Annotated in this window: 13 protein-coding genes; 7 read left to right on the forward strand and 6 right to left on the reverse strand. The window is 71.3% G+C overall.

Features of this window, described 5'->3' with window-relative positions; genetic code table 11:
* Positions 1 to 9: 9 nt before the first annotated feature.
* From BN159_RS08390 to BN159_RS08400, 3 genes are all read right to left on the reverse strand, one after another.
* Complete coding sequence (locus tag BN159_RS08390) at positions 10 to 2,061, reverse strand: phosphocholine-specific phospholipase C (RefSeq protein ID WP_015656505.1); 2,052 nt, start codon at positions 2,059 to 2,061, stop codon at positions 10 to 12.
* A 164-nt stretch (positions 2,062 to 2,225) separates the two neighbouring features.
* Positions 2,226 to 4,703, reverse strand: a complete 2,478-nt coding sequence (locus tag BN159_RS42780) for a caspase, EACC1-associated type (RefSeq protein WP_015656506.1) — start codon at positions 4,701 to 4,703, stop codon at positions 2,226 to 2,228.
* Positions 4,700 to 5,071: an effector-associated constant component EACC1 gene (locus BN159_RS08400; protein WP_015656507.1), complete on the reverse strand. Its 372-nt coding sequence runs from the start codon at positions 5,069 to 5,071 to the stop codon at positions 4,700 to 4,702. Before BN159_RS08400 ends, BN159_RS42780 begins: the two co-directional genes overlap by 4 nt.
* A gap of 620 nt (positions 5,072 to 5,691) precedes the next feature.
* Here BN159_RS08400 and BN159_RS08405 point away from each other — a divergent pair.
* Entirely contained in the window at positions 5,692 to 6,096 is a 405-nt protein-coding gene (locus tag BN159_RS08405; RefSeq protein WP_015656508.1) for a hypothetical protein, read from the forward strand.
* A 501-nt stretch (positions 6,097 to 6,597) separates the two neighbouring features.
* On the opposite strand, the gene BN159_RS47715 is transcribed toward BN159_RS08405, so the two are convergent.
* Complete coding sequence (locus BN159_RS47715) at positions 6,598 to 7,086, reverse strand: LmeA family phospholipid-binding protein (protein WP_078598771.1); 489 nt, start codon at positions 7,084 to 7,086, stop codon at positions 6,598 to 6,600.
* Positions 7,087 to 7,095: 9 nt separating this feature from the next.
* On the reverse strand, positions 7,096 to 7,767 hold the full coding sequence (locus tag BN159_RS08410; protein ID WP_015656510.1) for a TetR/AcrR family transcriptional regulator: 672 nt from the start codon (positions 7,765 to 7,767) through the stop codon (positions 7,096 to 7,098).
* Between the two features lie 156 nt (positions 7,768 to 7,923).
* Here BN159_RS08410 and BN159_RS08415 point away from each other — a divergent pair, with 156 nt between their 5' ends.
* The 6 genes from BN159_RS08415 (at position 7,924) to mhpA (ending at position 16,389) form a co-directional block, all read left to right on the forward strand.
* Positions 7,924 to 8,877, forward strand: coding sequence for a fumarylacetoacetate hydrolase family protein (locus BN159_RS08415; protein ID WP_015656511.1), 954 nt, complete (start codon positions 7,924 to 7,926; stop codon positions 8,875 to 8,877).
* Positions 8,878 to 8,971: 94 nt separating this feature from the next.
* A complete protein-coding gene (locus BN159_RS08420; protein WP_015656512.1) occupies positions 8,972 to 10,909 on the forward strand; it encodes an acyl-CoA synthetase in 1,938 nt (645 codons plus the stop codon).
* A complete protein-coding gene (locus tag BN159_RS08425; RefSeq protein WP_015656513.1) occupies positions 10,906 to 11,253 on the forward strand; it encodes a DoxX family protein in 348 nt (115 codons plus the stop codon). Before BN159_RS08420 ends, BN159_RS08425 begins: the two co-directional genes overlap by 4 nt.
* 385 nt (positions 11,254 to 11,638) lie before the next feature.
* Positions 11,639 to 13,405: an FAD-dependent monooxygenase gene (locus BN159_RS08430; protein ID WP_015656514.1), complete on the forward strand. Its 1,767-nt coding sequence runs from the start codon at positions 11,639 to 11,641 to the stop codon at positions 13,403 to 13,405.
* Positions 13,406 to 13,558: 153 nt separating this feature from the next.
* On the forward strand, positions 13,559 to 14,713 hold the full coding sequence (locus tag BN159_RS08435) for a VOC family protein (RefSeq protein ID WP_015656515.1): 1,155 nt from the start codon (positions 13,559 to 13,561) through the stop codon (positions 14,711 to 14,713).
* Positions 14,710 to 16,389, forward strand: coding sequence for a bifunctional 3-(3-hydroxy-phenyl)propionate/3-hydroxycinnamic acid hydroxylase MhpA (gene mhpA, locus BN159_RS08440; protein ID WP_015656516.1), 1,680 nt, complete (start codon positions 14,710 to 14,712; stop codon positions 16,387 to 16,389). The genes BN159_RS08435 and mhpA overlap by 4 nt, the downstream gene beginning before the upstream one ends.
* A gap of 100 nt (positions 16,390 to 16,489) precedes the next feature.
* On the opposite strand, the gene BN159_RS08445 is transcribed toward mhpA, so the two are convergent.
* Complete coding sequence (locus BN159_RS08445; protein ID WP_015656517.1) at positions 16,490 to 17,536, reverse strand: zinc-binding dehydrogenase; 1,047 nt, start codon at positions 17,534 to 17,536, stop codon at positions 16,490 to 16,492.
* Between the last annotated feature and the right edge of the window lie 58 nt (positions 17,537 to 17,594).

Below are 17,594 nucleotides of genomic sequence, written 5' to 3' on the forward strand. Positions count from 1 at the left end.
GACCCGGCGTCAGTCCACGACGATCGCCGGGTCGCTCACCCCGGGACGCCCGTTCTCGACGTGCCCGGCGAACCTCCGCAGGAACGCCGGGTCGGCGTCGGAGGTGACCGTCAGGTCGTACCAGCGCCGGCTCGCCGCGAGGTCGACGGTGTGCCGGACGGTGGCGCCGGGTCGCACGGTGAAGGTCCGAGCCCGACCGCCGTACCCATTGCTGACCTTCAGCCGGACACTCGTCTCCCCCTTGTTCGTGAAGGTGAGCCGCACGTCGTCGCCGATGTGCCGGGCGGTGACCTCGGGCCCGGCGGTCTTGTTCGGGCCCTTGAAGACGCGCAGGAAGCCGTTGGGCCCGTGCACGGTCAGGTCGTACGAGCCGTTCGAGTACGCCGAGTTCCAGGTGTCGGCGATGTTCTTGCCGGCCTCGGTGGTGTACGTCCACGGCCCGTCGGTGCGGTTGCCGGAGGTGACCAGGAAGGCGGCGCCCGCGTGGGCGCCGGAGGCGAAGGTCAGCGTGAACTTGCCGGCCGCCGCGTCCACCGAGCCGTCCGTGTACGGGGAGTACTTCAGCGGGCGGGCGGGACGCAGACCGCGCTCCTGGCGGGGCATGTCCGGGTCGGCGGGCGGCGTCGGCTTGTAGTCGGGGTGCCGCTCGCGGTCCTGCGGCTCGTACTCGTCCGTCTCCGGCAGGGCGGCCGGGCGGCTGTCCTTGCGGGAGAAGTCGAAGGCCGAGGTGAGATCGCCGCAGACGGTACGGCGCCACGGAGAGATGTTGGTCTCCTGCACCCCGAACCGGCGCTCCATGAACTGGAGGATCGAGGTGTGGTCGAGAGTCTCGGAGCAGACGTAACCGCCCTTGCTCCACGGCGAGACCACCAGCATCGGCACACGCGGGCCTAGGCCGTAGGCACCGGCCGGGCGCCTGCTGTCACCGGGGTAGAGGTCGAGCGCGACATCGACGGTGGACTTGCCCCGGGAGGCGTCCTTCGGCGGCAGCGGCGGCACCAGGTGGTCGAAGAAGCCGTCGTTCTCGTCGTACGTGATGAACAGGGCCGTCCTGGACCAGACCTCCGGGTTGGAGGTGAGCGCGTCCAGGACCTGGGCGATGTACCAGGCGCCGTAGTTGGAGGGCCAGTTGGAGTGCTCGGAGAACGCTTCCGGGGAGGCGATCCAGGAGATCTGCGGCAGCGTCCCGGCCTTGACGTCGGCCCGGAGCCGGTCGAAGTAGCCGTCGCCGTTCTTGACGTCGGTGCCGCTACGGGCCTTGTCGTACCAGGGCTCGCCGGGCTGGGCGTTGCGGTACTTGTCGAAGTACAGCAGGGAGTTGTCGCCGTAGTTGCCGCGGTAGGCGTCGGCGATCCAGCCCCAGGACCCGGCGGCGTCGAGCCCGTCACCGATGTCCTGATAGATCTTCCAGGAGATCCCGGCCTCTTCGAGCCGCTCCGGGTAGGTGGTCCACCCGTACCCCAACTCGTCGTTGCCGAGGACGGGCCCGCCACCCTGGCCGTCGTTCCCCGTGTAACCCGACCACATGTAGTAGCGGTTCGGGTCGGTGGAGCCGATGAACGAGCAGTGGTAGGCGTCGCAGACGGTGAAGGCGTCGGCGAGGGCGTAGTGGAACGGGATGTCCTCGCGGGTCAGGTACGCCATCGTCGTGGTGCCCTTCGCCGGGACCCACTTGTCGTACTTGCCGCCGTTGTACGCCTGCTGACCGTCGGTCCAGCCGTGCGGCAGCCCCTCCAGGAACTGCATGCCGAGGTCGTCGGCGGTCGGATGGAAGGGCAGCAGCTCCTTGGTGCCGTCGGACTGGTGCCAGACCGACTTGCCGCTGTCCAGCCGCGCCGGGTGCGGGTCGCCGAAGCCGCGAACGCCTCTCAGCTTGCCGAAGTAGTGGTCGAACGAACGGTTCTCCTGCATCAGGACGACAATGTGCTCGACGTCCTCGATCGACCCCGTGCGGTGGTTCGCCGGGATGGCGGCGGCACGCTGGATGCTGCTCGACAGTGCGGTGAACGCCGAGGTGGCGCCCGCGAGTTGGAGGAATCTGCGCCGGTTGACATCGGGCATGAGTGAGGGACCTCTCCCCTTGAGGGTGTTCGACCGGACGGAGCCGTTTGACGGATTGCGCGCGGAAGGAGTGTTCCAAGAGCACCAAACGTCAGGGAAGGGTCTGGTGGCTGCTGTGTGAAAGTCGGCGGTACGGGGGGTGCCGGGGGATCTTGTGCCGGGACTCATCCACCGGTGCCGGGGTGGGACAGCCGCTGAATGCGCGCGTGACGTCGACCGGCGTGGTGGGCCAGGGCGCGGTCGAGATCCTCGGGCGTGGTGTCCAGGCGGCTGCCCTCGATGGAGATCAGGCGCAGGCCGCCGTATTCCTGCCGGTAGGGCCACCACATGAAGCGGGGCGGCCGGGCGCCGGGTCTGAGCCACATCACCAAGGAGTGCCGGACGGCGGGGTGTTGGGTGGCGATGATGCCGACGCTCTCTATGTCGCCCCAGGGGACACGGAGGGTGCGGGCGCGGAGGCCGGAGCAGGTGAGGGTGAGACCGGCCGCTCCGATGCGAAGGGCCACTCGATGACGGTTCGTCAAAAAGTAGGCGGCCAAGCCGAACAGGGGCACATTGGCGAGCACGAGCGACTGGAACGCGGCGAGCAGCACCGGAATTTCCCGATCGTCGGCCCAGAAGGTCAGAGCCATCAGTGGCGCGACGAGGAACGCGCAGAGGACCATCGCCGTGCCCTTCGACCGCAGCCCTTTGAAGGTCGTCCCTTCGTCGGACGTTCGCGGCACGCGTGGCACCTCGTACCGTGTGGGCCGTAGCCAGTCCCGGCCCGGTGGCGCGAGTTGCCCGTCCCCGGCGAACCTTTCGAGAGCCGTGTGCAACTCACGCTGGTCGACGGCGAGTTCAGGAAGCGTGCACACGGTGACGCAGCCAATGGTGAGCCGGGGCAGATAGAACGCGGAGCGGTCGACCGGTTCCGGTGCGGTGGCCCGGTTGAGCGGGCGCAAGGCCAGCAGGCCGAGCCGGTCGAGGCCGCCGGGCCAGCTGACGACACCGATCCGCTCTATCTCGGACCAGGCGTAGACGATCTCGGTCTCCGCACTGCTGAGCGCCACACCGGCCGCGCTGATCACCAGCCGGACCGGGTGGGCGATCCGTGAGACAGCGAACCAGGTCACCGAGCATGCGGTGACCGAGAGCGCGAGGGACGGCAGCCCGAGCCCCAGACGGAGGGGGCCGGTCAGCAGGTCCTTGGGGAACGCGGCGTACGCGAACAGCGCGGAGAGCACCGCGATGGTGATGAAGTAGCCCCGCGCCGCGGAGAAGACCGCCACCGTGTCCTCGTCGGGTGCGGGCGGACCGAGCGGTGCGTTGCTGGGGGTCCAGGCCGAGCCCGCGGTTCGCGCGAGGGCTTTCTCCACGGCGGCGGGTGGAGCGTCGAGGTGGCTCAGGCCGGCGAAACGCAGAGCGCCTCTTCTGCTGTCCCACCGAGGGCCGGGGGCACCGCGTTTGGCGGTTTCGACCAGGACGCCCGGTTTCGGCTTCAGCATGAGCGTGTAGCGGGTGCCTCTCAGGCGCCCGCCCCTGGCGACCGCGATGGACACCCTGCTCACCCGGTGCCACGGGTAGTAGAAGTGCTGGTCCTTGCTGTAGCGCACCTCGATCCCGTCCGGGCCGATGATCAGCGTGTAGCCGCTGGGCAGCACTCGGCCCAGCGTGCCGAACAGCAGGACCATCGCGGCTATCGCGCCGCCCGTGACCAGCCCGGCCGGGGAGAGCGGCTCCATCGTCTCCCCGTCCTGGGGACCGAACCGGACTCCGACCCAGCCGATGCCCAACATCCCCGAGGCAGCGACGGGCCACTCCAATAGACGCCGACGCCAGACCTCGGGCTGCAGCCGGGTCACGGGCACCGGGCCCCCGTCCTTCACGGCAACAGGCCGCTCAGCGGCATCCCCTCCCTCCACCGCCCGGTTCCGCACCAGCGCCAACGCCGCGTGCCCGTCCGACCCCTGCTGCCGTGGGCTCGGCATGGACCGCGCCTGCAGCGCCGCCGCCAACGGCTCGAACAGAGCACTCAGCGGCAGCAGTTCGGGGCCGCCCGGCAGACCGTCGCGCAGGAGCTGGATGAGTTCGCCGGTGAACGCGGTGTAGCGGTCCGTCGGCGGCGCGAACGACTTCAGGTCACCGGAGGAGGAGGTGAGCAGATACGTCCCCCGGATCTCCAGAGGCTCCTCTCCGCCTCCCACGTCGCCCATCATCGAGTCCAGCACCCAACCGCTCTGACAGCAGTCCAGAATGAGGATCCTGTTCCGGCAGGGCGCGGTCTCGAAGATCTCCCGGATCGCCTGGAACGGCACCGTCGTCCAGCGCAGGTCGTTCTGGTCGGTGCCGCTGAGCGCCAGATGCAGCTCGCTGTAGTCGTGGTTGTGGATGCCGTGCCCGGAGAAGTACACCAGCAGCGTGTCGGGGGCGTCGGCCGCCGCCTCGCGGATCGTGCGGCACACTCCGCGCGGGTCGGAGGAATCCTGTACGACGGTGCACCGGCCCGGGAGGAACGCGCCCGAGTCCGCGGTGAGCAGCTCCGACAGCACCTCCAGGTTGTTCCGGACGGCGAGAAGGGGCTTGAGGTCCGGGCTGTCGTAGGAGGAGGTGCCGATGAGGACCGCCCGTGACCCTCGGGGATCCGGCAGCCTGGACCTCACGGCTGTGGCGGGTTCAGGTGGTCCCGCAAGGCCTCCTCCAGCAGGGCCCGCGCATCCTCGGCCGAGTCGGCGGTGACCTTGGCGCTGCGGCCGTCGGCCAGGGTGATCTCCACGGAGGTCGGCGACCGGCGGGCCGTGAGCAGGGCGGGGAGCGTGGTGATGAGGGCGGTGAGAGCGCCCCCGCTCCCGATCCCGACGAGCAGCAGCTCAAGACCGCTGCCCATCTCCCCGTTCTCGGCCTCACCGCGCACGACGTCCACATACCCGCGCAGCTCGGGCCGCTGGGTCAACTGCTTCCGGATCGCGACGAAATCGGCACCCGTCGTCTCCGCCCCGGTCTCGTCGATCAGCCGCAGCGTCACCTTCATGGCGTGTCGCCTCCCCCGTTGTGCAGTGCGGGGGTCAAGTGTGCATGACGGGAAGGGCAGTTGTCTCATGATCACAGCGGCTCGGGCAGCAGTGCGAAAGGCACCTCGCCGACCCGCTTCCGCGAGGCGGAAGAAGTATTGCGGCGCCCCACCGCCCTTCCGGACGATGCCACCACCGCACACAGACGGGAGCCGCAACTATGCCGCACATGACCGCCTTCGCCAGGAACCAGTGGTACAGCTAGCGCATCTTTCTGACCTGCGCTTGTGTGGAGGCGATGAGGCTGCGACCTGCCAAGACGGGTTTCAGAGGCGGGGCCAGACGCGCGAAGGCCTCCAGGATGGCCGTCCTGGAGGCCTTGGCCGCACCGATGGGAGGTCGGTCCCGGACACCACCCGTGGTTTTAGCGGGCCTGGATGGCGTCCACGTCTTTGCGAGACGACCCCACCGTGCCACACAGCGCCTATCCGACGTACCTCCAGCAGGAGCACTCCCACCCGTCCGGCCCGTTGGGCCTCTCCCACCTGCCCTCGGCGCAGCCCATCTCGTCCTCCTCGGGGACCTCACCGGCCGCTACGCCGCCGGTAGTTGCAGCAGGCTCGCCTCCGACGGCCGGGCCGTGGTGCTGCGTGGGAACCGCCGGGGCGCTGCCGAGCACGGGCACCGGATCACTGCGGCCATCGCCTGTCACGTGGCCCGTATCGGCGGCACCGTCGACCAGTTGACCCGGCTCCTGCTGCATCCGGAGCATGAGGGTGCCAGGCATGCCCGGAGCATTGCGCTGTGCTCGGGCGAGTCACGTGCGCTCCACTACATCCGCCGGGTGTGGTCCAGTGCCTCGGAAGCGGTCAGCACCAGCAGGACGCTGGGCTCCCGACACGAGGCGCACGAGGTGCTCGCCGCGCTGCGCGACCGCATCGAGACCACACTGGCGCGGGGAGCGGGGACGCACTCCTTGGCCGGCGCCACGGTGTCCTTGGAAGCGAGGATCATGAGCAGCGGCGCGGTGATGCGCTCGGCGTAGGGGCCCGCCCGCGATCTCGGCGAAGTGCGGGTGCGCCCGCAGTACCCGCAGCGCGGTCCGCGAGATGTTCGGGAGGGTTCCCGAACCCAAGAAACTCATCGAGTACGAGGGCCAGCACTACGAGATCCTCTCGAATCACCTGCCCGAGATCGTCTCCCGCAGCGCAGGGTGGCGCGCTCTGACCCTGAATCGCTGAATACACCCTCAGGACACACTCGTCCGTTTCCGTTCCCGCCCAGCCGACCGTCGTGGAAGCGCCGAGTCCCCGCGCAGAAGGCGGCTGGAGCGGCAGGTGCCGCCTGTGGCCCGGGGCCGAGCCCGCGGCACCTCCGCTCCAGCCCACGGCGAGGCGCCGGGCTCCCATCGTGATCAGAGCCCGCCAGGATTACCGAGACGGAAACCCCGACGTCACCTCGGCAGAAATGGCCGGGCCCTCGACGCGGCGCGGCGTATCCCCTGGGGACGCTTCCCTGGGCGGGCGGCGGCCGGAAGGTGACTTTGTCAGCGGTGAAGCGCGCGTCGAGTGTGGTCGTCGTCACGGCGACCGATCGCAGGTGCAGCCCCCCAGGGATGCTGCGCAGGACAACGGGCTCTGCCAGCACCCTGTCGAGCACAGCTCGCCCGGGAGGGGGCAGATGTCCCTGGGTGGCGCGGACCTCCGCGAACGCGATGCGGTTGTCGGAGAGGACCGAGACCGCCGTACTCACTGTCACCTCGCCGCTGAACGGGAGGACCCAGCGCCTTGACCTGCCCCGGCTCGGTGTCCGGGGAGATCTGGAACCCGAGTGCGTCCGACATGTCCTCGTCGGACAGCAACGCCCTCGCATCGACAGCGCGTGCGTGGGCCTGGTCGGTGTTACCGGAGGCCCGCACGTCATCCGGCCCCACGGTGAGCCCCGTCACCGGCAGTGGCCGCCTGGCGCCTCGGGCGGGTATGTCGTGAGCAGTGATGCCCACATGTCGCAAGGTGCCTGAGACCGGCTGCGTCAGGACGGGGTGTCAGGTCCGAGGCAGTGACGGCAGGGGCCGGCCGGCGATCTCCTGTGCTTCGGCGTGTGTCATGCCGAACATGCGCAGCAGACGGGTGGCCAGTTGATCGGAAACCTGCTCGGCGTCGAGGTCCGGGCGGGTCTCCAGCAGGTGGAGCACTCCGAGCAGGGCGCCGCCGACCATGGCCAAGGCGGTGTGCGGGTCGTCGATGTCCAGCCGTCCGTTGTCAGCGGCGGCCTGCAGGTCTCGTATCGCCCGCGGGGCCAGGCCGCTGTCGGAGGTCAGGTAGGGCATACCGGTGCGGACGAGGACCCTGGCGATCTGCGTGTGGGTGCGCTGCAGCCGGCCGGTCAGACGGACGCTGGCGGCGAAGATCTCCGCGGGATCCTTGAGGTCTCCCACAACGGAGTCCATGAGTGCGCCGTGTTCCTCCAGGGTGAGGGCGACGGCGGCGTCGAACAGCTCGTCCTTGCTGGTGAAGTGGTTGTAGAAGGAGCCAAAGCCGACGTCCGCCGCCTCGGTGATCTCCTGGATGCTCACGTCGGCCCGCCCCTGCTCGGCGAGGAACTGCTGAGCGGCGGCGATCAGCGCGGCCCGGGTACGCGCCTTGCGCCGGTCCAGGCGGTTGGGTGCGCGGCTGGGCGTCCGGCTGTTGGCAATGCCCTGTCGGTCGATACTCATCCATCTACCTTACCCATTGAAATCAGTTCTGATTATTTCATCACCGCTGACAGTCATTGACGTGGTTGTCATCTGGACTGATTCTCTCATCACTGCTGACTGGAGCTGCTCGCGGGAGCGGTCCGGTCGGCGCCTGTCCAGGACTCAGGAGAGCCGATGAGTATCCAGGTCGTCCGCACCACAGACGGCTGGTGGGTGGAGAGCGGCACAGGGAGGCTGCACCGCGTCGAGACCGACGCGGCCACCACCGCCGGCCTGCTCGCAGACCGTTCCGCCGTGCAGCAGGCGGCTGCCCTCGCCGCAGGTGACCCCGACGCCGGGCTTTCCGCTGGAGAGGCCGAGCTGCTGTCGCCCGTCACCACGCCCTGCCGGGTAGTGGCGCAGATGGTCAACTACCGTTCCCACGCGGTGGATTCCGGATTCGACCCGGACACTGTCCCGCCCGCGTTCTTCCGCAAGGCGTCCGGGTCCGTCAGCGGGCCCTACCAGGACATCGTGCGTCCACAGCACGTGCGCTTCCTGGACTACGAGGTGGAGCTGGGGCTGGTGATGGGCGCCGATCTGCCGGTCGGCACCGAGGTCACCGACTCCACCCTGCCGGAGTTCGTCGCCGCGCTGGTCGTCGCGGACGACGTAAGCGCGCGGGACCTGCAGCTGCCCAAGACGCAGTTCTACGAGTCCAAGTCGTACCCCACCTTCACCCCGCTGGGCCCCCGGCTGCTCCTGGTCGATGCCGACGATCTGGCCCGCCTGCCGGACCTGCAGCTCACGCTGCAGGTCAACGGGGCCACCCGGCAGGACCGCAGCACCACCGACATGATCGTCCGGCCCGCCCGCGCCCTCAGCCTGCTGGCCCGCTTCCAGACCCTGCAGCCCGGTGACGTCCTGCTCACCGGAACGCCCGGCGGCACCGCCCTGAAGTCCCCGGGCAGGCTCCTGACCACGCTCGCCGCCCTGCTGCCCCCGCACAAGCGCTGGCAGAAGTTCTTCGCCCGTCAGCAGGCGAATCCCGACTACCTCAAGGACGGCGACGTCGTCACGGCTCGTATCGCGACCGATGACGGCGTACTCGATCTCGGTGAGCAGCGCACGGTGGTGCGCGCTCGCTGAAGACTCCCGGGACCCCCGCCCGGGACCGGCCGGCCCGGTTCCCCGTACCGGGCCGGCCGCTTGACCCCATCCCTCACCCTGCAAAGGCGCACCGGTGACACTCACACCCACCGACCTGCTGTGGCCCGCCCCCGACAGCATCGCGGAACTGTCCGCGATCGAGGCCGTCCCGCTGCATGAGCGCGGCCTGCCTGCCACCACCTACGACACCCTGATTCGCGCCGCCCGCCTGTGGCCCGACCGCCCGGCCCTGACGGTGCTGCCCGACGCCGCGCGCTTCCTACGCCCCGCCACCGCGACCTTCGCGCAACTGCGCGACCAGGTGCACCGCACCGCCAACCTGCTGCGCACGCTCGGCGTCACCCGCCGCGCCGCAGTGGGCCTGCTCTCGCCGAACACAGCCGAGCTGCCCGCCGCCCTGCTGGCCGCACAGGCCGCGGGCATCGCCGCCCCGGTGAACCCGGGCCTGGCGTCCGAGCACGTCGAGCAGCTGCTGCGGCGCGGCGGCGCGCGGGTGCTCATCGCCGCCGGTCCGCAGCTGGATGCGCAGATGTGGGCCACGGCCCGGCAGGTCGCCGCGGCCTTGCGGCTGGACGCGCTGCTGGCGCTGGCCCCCACCCTGGCCGACGGCCCCGCCCCGGCTCTGGACCCCATCGAGGGCGTACGCGTGGGCTACCTCACGGAGCTTGCCGCGTCCCATCCCGCCGACCGGTTGGTGGACATCGAGCCCCCGGCCGCCGACGACCTGGCCGCCTATTTCCACACCGGCGGCACCACGGGCACTCCCAAGCTCGCCGCGCACACGCACGCCAACGAGGTCGTCGACGCCTGGACGGTGGCCGCGAGCATTCCTCTCGACGAGGAGTCGGTGATGTTCGCGGCGCTGCCGTTGTTCCACGTCAATGCCCTGATCGTCACTTTGCTCGGCCCGCTGCTGCGCGGCCGGGGAGTGGTGTGGGCTGGGCCGCTGGGCTACCGCGATCCCGAGCTGTACCCGGTGTTTTGGAAGCTGGTGGAGCACTACCGCATCGCCACCATGTCCGGCGTGCCCACCGTGTACTCCGTCCTCGCCCAGGTCCCGGTCGACGCGGACATCTCCAGCATGCGGTTCGCCGCCGTCGGCGCCTCCCCGCTGCCGCCCGCCGTGCGGGAGTCCTTCGAGGAACACACCGGCATCCCGCTGTGTGAGGGCTACGGGCTGACCGAGGCGACCTGCGCCTCAGCCCTCGGCCTGCCCGGCCGCACCCGGCCCGGCAGTGTGGGGCGGCGCCTGCCCTACCAGCAGGTCAAGACCGTGCGGATCGACCCGGACACCGGCGAGTGGCAGGACCTGCCGCCCGGCGCCACGGGGGTGCTCGCCGTCAGCGGTCCGGTCCTCTTCGCCGGGTACGTCGCCGAGCACACCGCCGACGGGCCTCGCCTGGAAACCGCCGGGAAGATCCGCGACGGCTGGCTGGACACGGGCGACCTGGCCCGCATCGACGCCGACGGCTTCATCCATCTCGCCGGCCGCGCCAAGGACCTGATCATCCGCGGCGGCCACAACATCGACCCCGCCGCGATCGAGGACGCCCTCCTCGCCCACCCCGAGGTCACCGCCGCCGCGGCGGTCGGCCGTCCCGACCCGCACGCCGGTGAGGTGCCCGCCGCCTACGTCGCCCTCGCCCCCGGCGCCCAGGCCGACCCCGCCGAACTGCTCATCTGGGCCACCGAACGAGTCCCCGAGCGCGCCGCCGCCCCGCGCGAGGTGATCGTGATCGACGCCATCCCGCTCACCGCCGTCGGCAAGCCCTACAAGCTCGGCCTGCGCCTTGACGCCACCCGCCGTGCGGTCCACGCCGAACTGGCCGCCCAGGGCGCGGACTGCGACCCGGAACGCATCCTGTGCCGACCGCACGACGGCGGTGTCCGCGTCACGGTGCCCGCCCTTGCCGACGAGGCGGTACGGCGCAGGGTCACCGCGGCCCTCGACCGGTACGCCCTGCACTGGCAGTACGCCCCCAGCAAGTCACCTGAGAGAGAAGCCCTATGAGCACGACCGCCATTGTCCTCGCCGTCCTCCTCGCCGGGATCTTCCTCCTGCTCGGGTCGGCCAAGCTCGCGGCAGTCCCCGCGATGCGCCAGGCCGCGTCCCACGCCGGCATGACCACCACCCACTACCGCCTGCTCGGCACCCTGGAGGTGGCGGCAGCGGCCGGTCTGCTGCTCGGCCTGCGGATCACCGCCCTCGGCGCCGCCGCGTCGGCCGGCCTGATCCTGCTCATGGCCGGAGCCGTCGTCGTCCACCTGCGCAGCGGCGATCCGGCGGCCCGCTGCCTGCCGGCCGTCATCGTGGGTGCCTTGGCCGGCGCCCATCTCGTCGCGCTGGCCGGCTAGCAGCGCCGCCGCCCGGGACCCGAGAAGCATCACGATGAGCCGCGTCGACGTCCGTCGGCATCTGCCGCCCCGAGGCTCCCCGCGATGGCGGCGTAGCACCACCCTTGGCCCGTCGAGGCCCTGTGCGGCCTCTGAATCGACACCACTGTTTCCGGCAATCCCCCCGCGCTGTCCGGGCTGCCGACGTCCGCCCGCAGCGACCGGGCGCCTCTGGCAACCGACCAGCGTTTCGCATCCGCACTCGCCGCCGCTCGCTCAACCCGCGAACAGGACCGGCGCCCCGCCTCGATCAATCGACCGGGGAAACGCCCTTGGCGCTCTTCCCCGCCGCTCCTGAGCCGTCCCCACCCCATGGCCCCGAGCCGCGACATCCCATGGAGTACCCATGAACGACATCGACGTCCCCGTCCTCATCGTCGGCGGAGGCGGTGCGGGGCTCACCGCCTCCATGCTGCTCAGCCGCATGGGCATCGAGTCCCTGCTGGTCACCGCCTGGCCCAGCACCTCCGTCCTGCCCAAGGCCCACGTCCTCAACCAGCGCGCCATGGAGGTCATGCGCGACGCCGGGGTGGCCGACACCATCCACGCCGCCTCCACCCCGGCCGAGCAGATGTCCCACACCGCCTGGTACGTCGGCCTGGCGGGCGACCACGAGGACTATGGCCGCAGGGTCGCCAGGATGGAGGCCTGGGGAGCCGGCGGCCACTCACCCGAGTGGCTCGCGGCGAGCCCCGAGCGGCAGGCCAACCTGCCCCAGATCCGCCTGGAGCCGCTCCTGCGCACCCGCGCCGAGGAACTCGCGCCCGGCAAGATCCGCTTCCACCACGAGCTGAACGGACTCGCCCAGGACGACGACGGCGTCACCGCCATCGTCGCCGACCGCGACACCGGGGAGACCTACCGGGTGCGGGCCCGCTACCTGCTGGGCTGCGACGGCGGCCGTACCGTAGGACCCGCCCTGGGCATCGTCCAGGAGGGCGTGCGCGACCTCGCCCGCGTGGTCTCCTTCCACATCTCAGCCGACCTGTCCCACTGGGCGCTCGACCCGGAGGTGCTGATCCGCTGGCTGTGGCTGCCCGGCCTCGGCATCCCCGGCGTTCTCGTGCCCATGGGCCCCAAGCACTGGGGGCCCGAGTCCGAGGAGTGGGTCTTCCACCTCAACTACGGGCCCGACGACGGCCGCGCGCTGGACGACGAATCCGTACTGGCCGACCTGCGCACAGGGCTGGGCCTGAGCGAGGGCGACCTGACGGTCCACATGATCTCCCGCTGGACCCTGGAGGGCGTGGTGGCCGACCGCTACCGCGCCGGCCGCGTCCTGGTCGCCGGCGACGCCGCCCACCGGCATCCGCCGACCGGCGGCCTCGGCCTGACCTCCGCCATGCACGACGTCCAGAACCTCACCTGGAAGCTCGCCGCCGTTCTGAACGGCCATGCCGGCGACGCCCTGCTGGACACCTATGAGGCCGAGCGGCGCCCGGCGGACGCCACCAACGTCCAGCGATCGCTGGAGAACGCCATGAACCACATCGCCATCAACGCCCTCTTCGGCGGCGGGCCCGAGGCCAGTGAGGAGAGGAACTGGCGGCAGGCTCGCCGCCTGTGGAGCGAGGACCCCGCCGACGCCGACTTCCGCCGCACCTTCCTGGCGGCCGTGGCCGCCCAGTCCATGGAGTTCAACGAGTTGGGCGTCGAGTTCGGCTACACGTACGACTCCGCCGCCGTCGTCCCCGACGGCACTCCCGCACCCGAGAACCCCGACCCCGTCCGCATCTACCAGCCCGCCGCGCGCCCCGGACACCCGCTGCCCCACGCCTGGCTTGAGGACCCCGACGGCCATCGCGTGGCCCTGGCCCGCCTGGTCCGCCCCGGCCGCCTGCTGCTGATCGCCGGAGAGGACGGCCGGGCTTGGTGCGAGGCCGCCGAGAAGATCGCCGCCGAGAGCGGGTTGCCGCTGGACGTCATGCGGATCGGCCACCTCGACGGCGACTACCGCGACCTGCGCTCCACCTGGACCGCCGCCCGCGGCCACACAGCGCAAGGCGCCGTCCTCGTGCGCCCGGACCGCTTCATCGGCTGGCGCGCCCACGGCGCGGCCACCGACCCGGTCGCCGAACTCACCACCGCACTGAACTGCCTCCTCGCCCGGTAGGAACCGCTCACCTGCCGTGCCACCCGGCCTGCCGATCACCGCCGCGGTCGGCGGGCCGGGCCCCCAACCCTCACCCCTGCCTCGCCTCCGGGGCACCGCGGCACCCACCCCACCCTCGCGCCAGGTCGTGGAGGCCACAGGAAGGAATCCCCCGTGAACGACCCGACACCCACCCCCGTCGTCCCCACTGCCGACGCCCACCAGGGTCTGCACAGCGATCAAGGCGCCCTGCGCGGGGAGCACCCCGGCCGCGCTGCCCAGCCCGTCATCAAGGTGGTCGACCTGGCCTGGCTGGAGTTCACCAAGCCCGATCTGGACCGCGCCGAAACCTTCGCCCACGACTTCGGGTTCACCACCGCCGCCCGTACCGACGACACTCTCTATCTTCGCGGCGCCCTGGCCGGACCGCACTGCCTGGTGATCCGCTGCGGCCCCACCTCCCGATTCATCGGCCCCGCCTTCCAGGCCGCCGACGCCGCCGACCTTGACCGGCTCGCCCGCGCCACCGGCCACAAGGTCCGGCCCCTCACCGAGTACGGCGGCGGCCGCGCCGTGGACCTGCTGGACCCCTCCGGCATCCCGGTCCGCGTCGTACACGGCGTCACCGAGCAGCCCGCCCGACCGCTGCAACAGCCCCTGGTCCTCAACACGGGCACCACCACCGCGGCCGCCCGCATCAACGCCACCCAGCGCCCGCCCCGCACACCCTCCCAGGTGCAGCGCCTGGGCCATGTGGTGCTGTCCACCCGGGTCTTCCGGCGCGCCCTGGACTGGTACCTGCAGCACCTCGGCCTGATCGTCAGCGACTTCCTCCACCTGGACGGCCAGCGCGAGCGCGGCCCCACCATGGCCTTCATCCGCTGCGACCGCGGCGATGAACCCGCCGACCACCACACCCTGGCCATGCACCTCGGCCCCGACACCGGCTATGTCCACTCCGCCTACCAGGTCGCCGACCTCGACGCACTGGCCGCCGGCGGCGAGTACCTGCGCGAGCGCGGCTACCACCACTCCTGGGGCATCGGCCGGCACATCCAGGGCAGCCAGATCTTCGACTACTGGCGCGACCCCGACCGCTTCATGCTGGAGCACTACACCGACGGCGACGTCTTCGACCACACACTCGAACCCGGCTGGGCCGCCATGTCCGCCTCCGGCCTCGCCCAGTGGGGCCCGCCCGCCACCCGCGACTTCCTCGGCACCACCCCGTCTCCAGGGGTGCTCCTGCAGGCGATCTCCGCACTGCGCGAAGACAACGAAATCGACCGCGCCCGGCTGCTGGGCCTGATGAAAGCCCTGAGCAAGTGACCGCCACCACTCCTGAGCACGTACCCGTCGTGGTCATCGGTGCCGGCCCCACCGGGCTGACCGCCGCCACCCTCCTCGCCCGCCACGGCGTGCCCGCCCTGGTCCTGGAACGCCACCGCGCCCCGTATCCGCTGCCGCGCGCCGTCCACCTGGACGACGAGGTGCACCGCATCCTCCAGGCCATGGCCATCCATGAGACGTTCAGCGCGATCACCCGCCCCGCCCGCGGCATGCGGCTGCTGGACGGCTCCCACCGTGTCCTGGCCGAGTTCCGCCGCGACAACCCGTGCGGCCGGTACGGCTTTCCCGAAGCCAACATGTTCGACCAGCCCGAACTCGAACAACTGATGCGGGACAACCTCCAGGATCACCCGCTGGTCACGCTGCGCGGAGGCATCGAGGTCACCGCCGTGAGCTCGCCCCCGCACGGCGGCGCTCCGGTGCCGGTGACTTTCCGGGACGAGGACACCGGCGTCACCCGCACGATCCTGGCCGACGCTGTCCTGGGCTGCGACGGCGCGGGCAGCCTGGTCCGTGCCTCCATCGGCTCCCGGATGCAGGACCTCGCCGCTTCTCAGCAGTGGCTGGTCGTGGACGTACGCTGCCGCCCGCCACTGCCCGCCTGGGACGGCGTCCACCAGATCTGCGACCCGCAACGGGCGGCCACCTACATGCGCGTCGGCGAGGACCGCTACCGCTGGGAGTTCCGCCTGCGCAGCGGCGAGCAGCCGGAGGAACTCACAGACCGCGAGCGTCTGCTCGCCCTGATCGCGCCTTGGACGCGCGGCATCCCCGAGACGGAACTGCACGTCCTGCGCACCGCCACCTACACCTTCCGCGCCCAGGTCGCCGACCGCTGGCGCACCGGCCGCATCTTCCTGCTCGGTGACGCCGCCCACCTCACCCCGCCCTTCATCGGGCAGGGGATGGGCGCGGGGATGCGCGACGCCCACAACCTCGCCTGGAAACTCGCCCGCGTCCTCACCGGCCGCGCGAGCGATGCCCTGCTCGACACGTACCAGGCCGAACGCCACCGGCACGCACGGCAGTTGATCCGCACCGCCGTGTCCGTCGGCGCGGTCATGACCGGCGGCGGAACGGGCACCGCACTGGCCCGGCATGCCGTGCTGCCGGCTCTCTCCCGCTTGCCGGGCGCCTCCGCTCTCGTACTGTCCGCCGTCAGCCCGCCCCTGAGACCGGGCCCTCTGGCCGGCTCCCGCCGCCGGGGCCACCCGCGCCCCGGAACGCTGTGCCCCCAACCGGTGCTTCCCGACGCCGACGGCGCCCCGCGCCTGCTGGACGACCTGCTCGGCGAGGGCTTCGCGGTCCTGGCCACCGCGTCGCTGAGCCCGGCCCTGCACGCGCTGGTACGAGCGCTGGACGCCCGCGTCATCCACCTGCACGCCCCCGGCCGACGACGGCCCGGCACGGGCGGCACCGACCATTGCGCCGAAGCCGATCCGGGCACAAGCGCCCTGGTCCACTGGATGGGCACCGCGGGCGCCGTCCTGCTCCGCCCAGACCGGGTCGTCCTCGCCACCGCGGCCCGACCCCGGCGCCCTGGCCCCCCGTGTGGGGACGACCTCGCAGCCGCGGCAGCGGCCTGGTCACCCGTGTTGTGCAGCAGCGGCAGTACGGCCGAAGTCACCCCAACCATGGCCACGCAGCCACCGTGACGGTGGCTGAGCCGCATCGCGGAGGAACTCCCCGTCCCCGACGGATACCAGGGTGCCTATGTCGCCGTCCAGACCGGCATCGATCAGAACAAAGGGGGTGTCAGGGGACGAGGATGAGGCGGATCGGGTCGCCGATCTTGTTCTCCAGCCGGTTGACCGCGGCCGCGGCGGCGGCGAGCGGGATGTGGTCGGTGATGGAGGGGGCCAGGTCGAGGCGGCCGGCCGCGGTCAGCCGGACCAGCTCGGTGACGGACTCGGGGAAGCCGCCGTAGTGGCCGCGCACCTGCTTGCTCAGGTAGTTGAATGTCAGGCCCTCGCTGATGGTGAGGGGGTGTGGCGTGATGCCGACGAGTATCAGGGAGCCGCCCAGGCCGAGTACGGAGGCGGCCTGCTCGCGGACGACGGGCACACCGGCGCAGTCGAAGGCGAAGTCCAGGCCCCGTCCACCGGTGGCCGCGCGTACCTGGTCGGCGAAGTCGGGCGCGGCCGGGTCCAGGGCCATGTCCGCGCCGAAGGCCAGGGCACGCTCGCGGGCGCTGGGCAGCGGGTCGACGGCAATGATCGGCGCCGCGCCGACCAGGCGGGCGAGACGCACGTTGTGGGCGCCCACTCCGCCCACACCCCAGACGCCGACGGACTGGGCGGGTCGGACGCCGGCGGTGGCGACGACGGCGGCGTAGGGGGTGGAAACCGCGTCGGGAATGATCGCGGCCTGGTCGAAGGGGAGGCTGTCGGGGATGGGGATGAGAGTGTCCTCGCGGGCGACGGTGTACTGCGCCCAGCCGCCGTCGTAGTCGATGCCGGCGGTGAGCATCTGGGTGCAGGGGCGGCGGCGTACGCAGTCGGCGCACCGGCCGCAGGTCTTGCCGGCCTCGAGGGTGACGCGGGTGCCGACGGTCAGGCCGCGCTTGAGGTCGGGGCCGAGGGTGTGGATCACGCCGGAGACCTCGTGGCCGACGGTGACCGTGTCGGAGGTGGCGAACAGCGGGACGAGGGAGCCGTCGATCAGGTGGACGTCCGAGAGACAGACGCCGGCGGCCTTGACCTCGATGAGAACCTCGCCCGGGCCGGGCGCGGGGACAGGGACCTCTTCCACGGCGAACTTCTTGCTGTTCAGGTGGAAGCGTCCGGCGAGCATGGTGTCCATGAGGATCTTCTTTCTGTGAGCTTGCCGTGAGCGGCACCGACCGGCGGTTCAGGCCGGT

It is taken from the genome of Streptomyces davaonensis JCM 4913, assembly GCF_000349325.1.
Lineage (GTDB): Bacteria > Actinomycetota > Actinomycetes > Streptomycetales > Streptomycetaceae > Streptomyces > Streptomyces davaonensis.

What these genes read in the sequence shown, in the direction of transcription:
- BN159_RS08400 (WP_015656507.1), bottom strand. Translation starts at nt 5,071, where the DNA reads ATGAAGGTGACGCTGCGGCTGATCGACGAGACCGGGGCGGAGACGACG.
- BN159_RS08390 (WP_015656505.1), bottom strand. Translation starts at nt 2,061, where the DNA reads ATGCCCGATGTCAACCGGCGCAGATTCCTCCAACTCGCGGGCGCCACC.
- BN159_RS08425 (WP_015656513.1), top strand. Translation starts at nt 10,906, where the DNA reads ATGAGCACGACCGCCATTGTCCTCGCCGTCCTCCTCGCCGGGATCTTC.
- BN159_RS08410 (WP_015656510.1), bottom strand. Translation starts at nt 7,767, where the DNA reads ATGAGTATCGACCGACAGGGCATTGCCAACAGCCGGACGCCCAGCCGC.
- BN159_RS08415 (WP_015656511.1), top strand. Translation starts at nt 7,924, where the DNA reads ATGAGTATCCAGGTCGTCCGCACCACAGACGGCTGGTGGGTGGAGAGC.
- BN159_RS08445 (WP_015656517.1), bottom strand. Translation starts at nt 17,536, where the DNA reads ATGGACACCATGCTCGCCGGACGCTTCCACCTGAACAGCAAGAAGTTC.
- BN159_RS08430 (WP_015656514.1), top strand. Translation starts at nt 11,639, where the DNA reads ATGAACGACATCGACGTCCCCGTCCTCATCGTCGGCGGAGGCGGTGCG.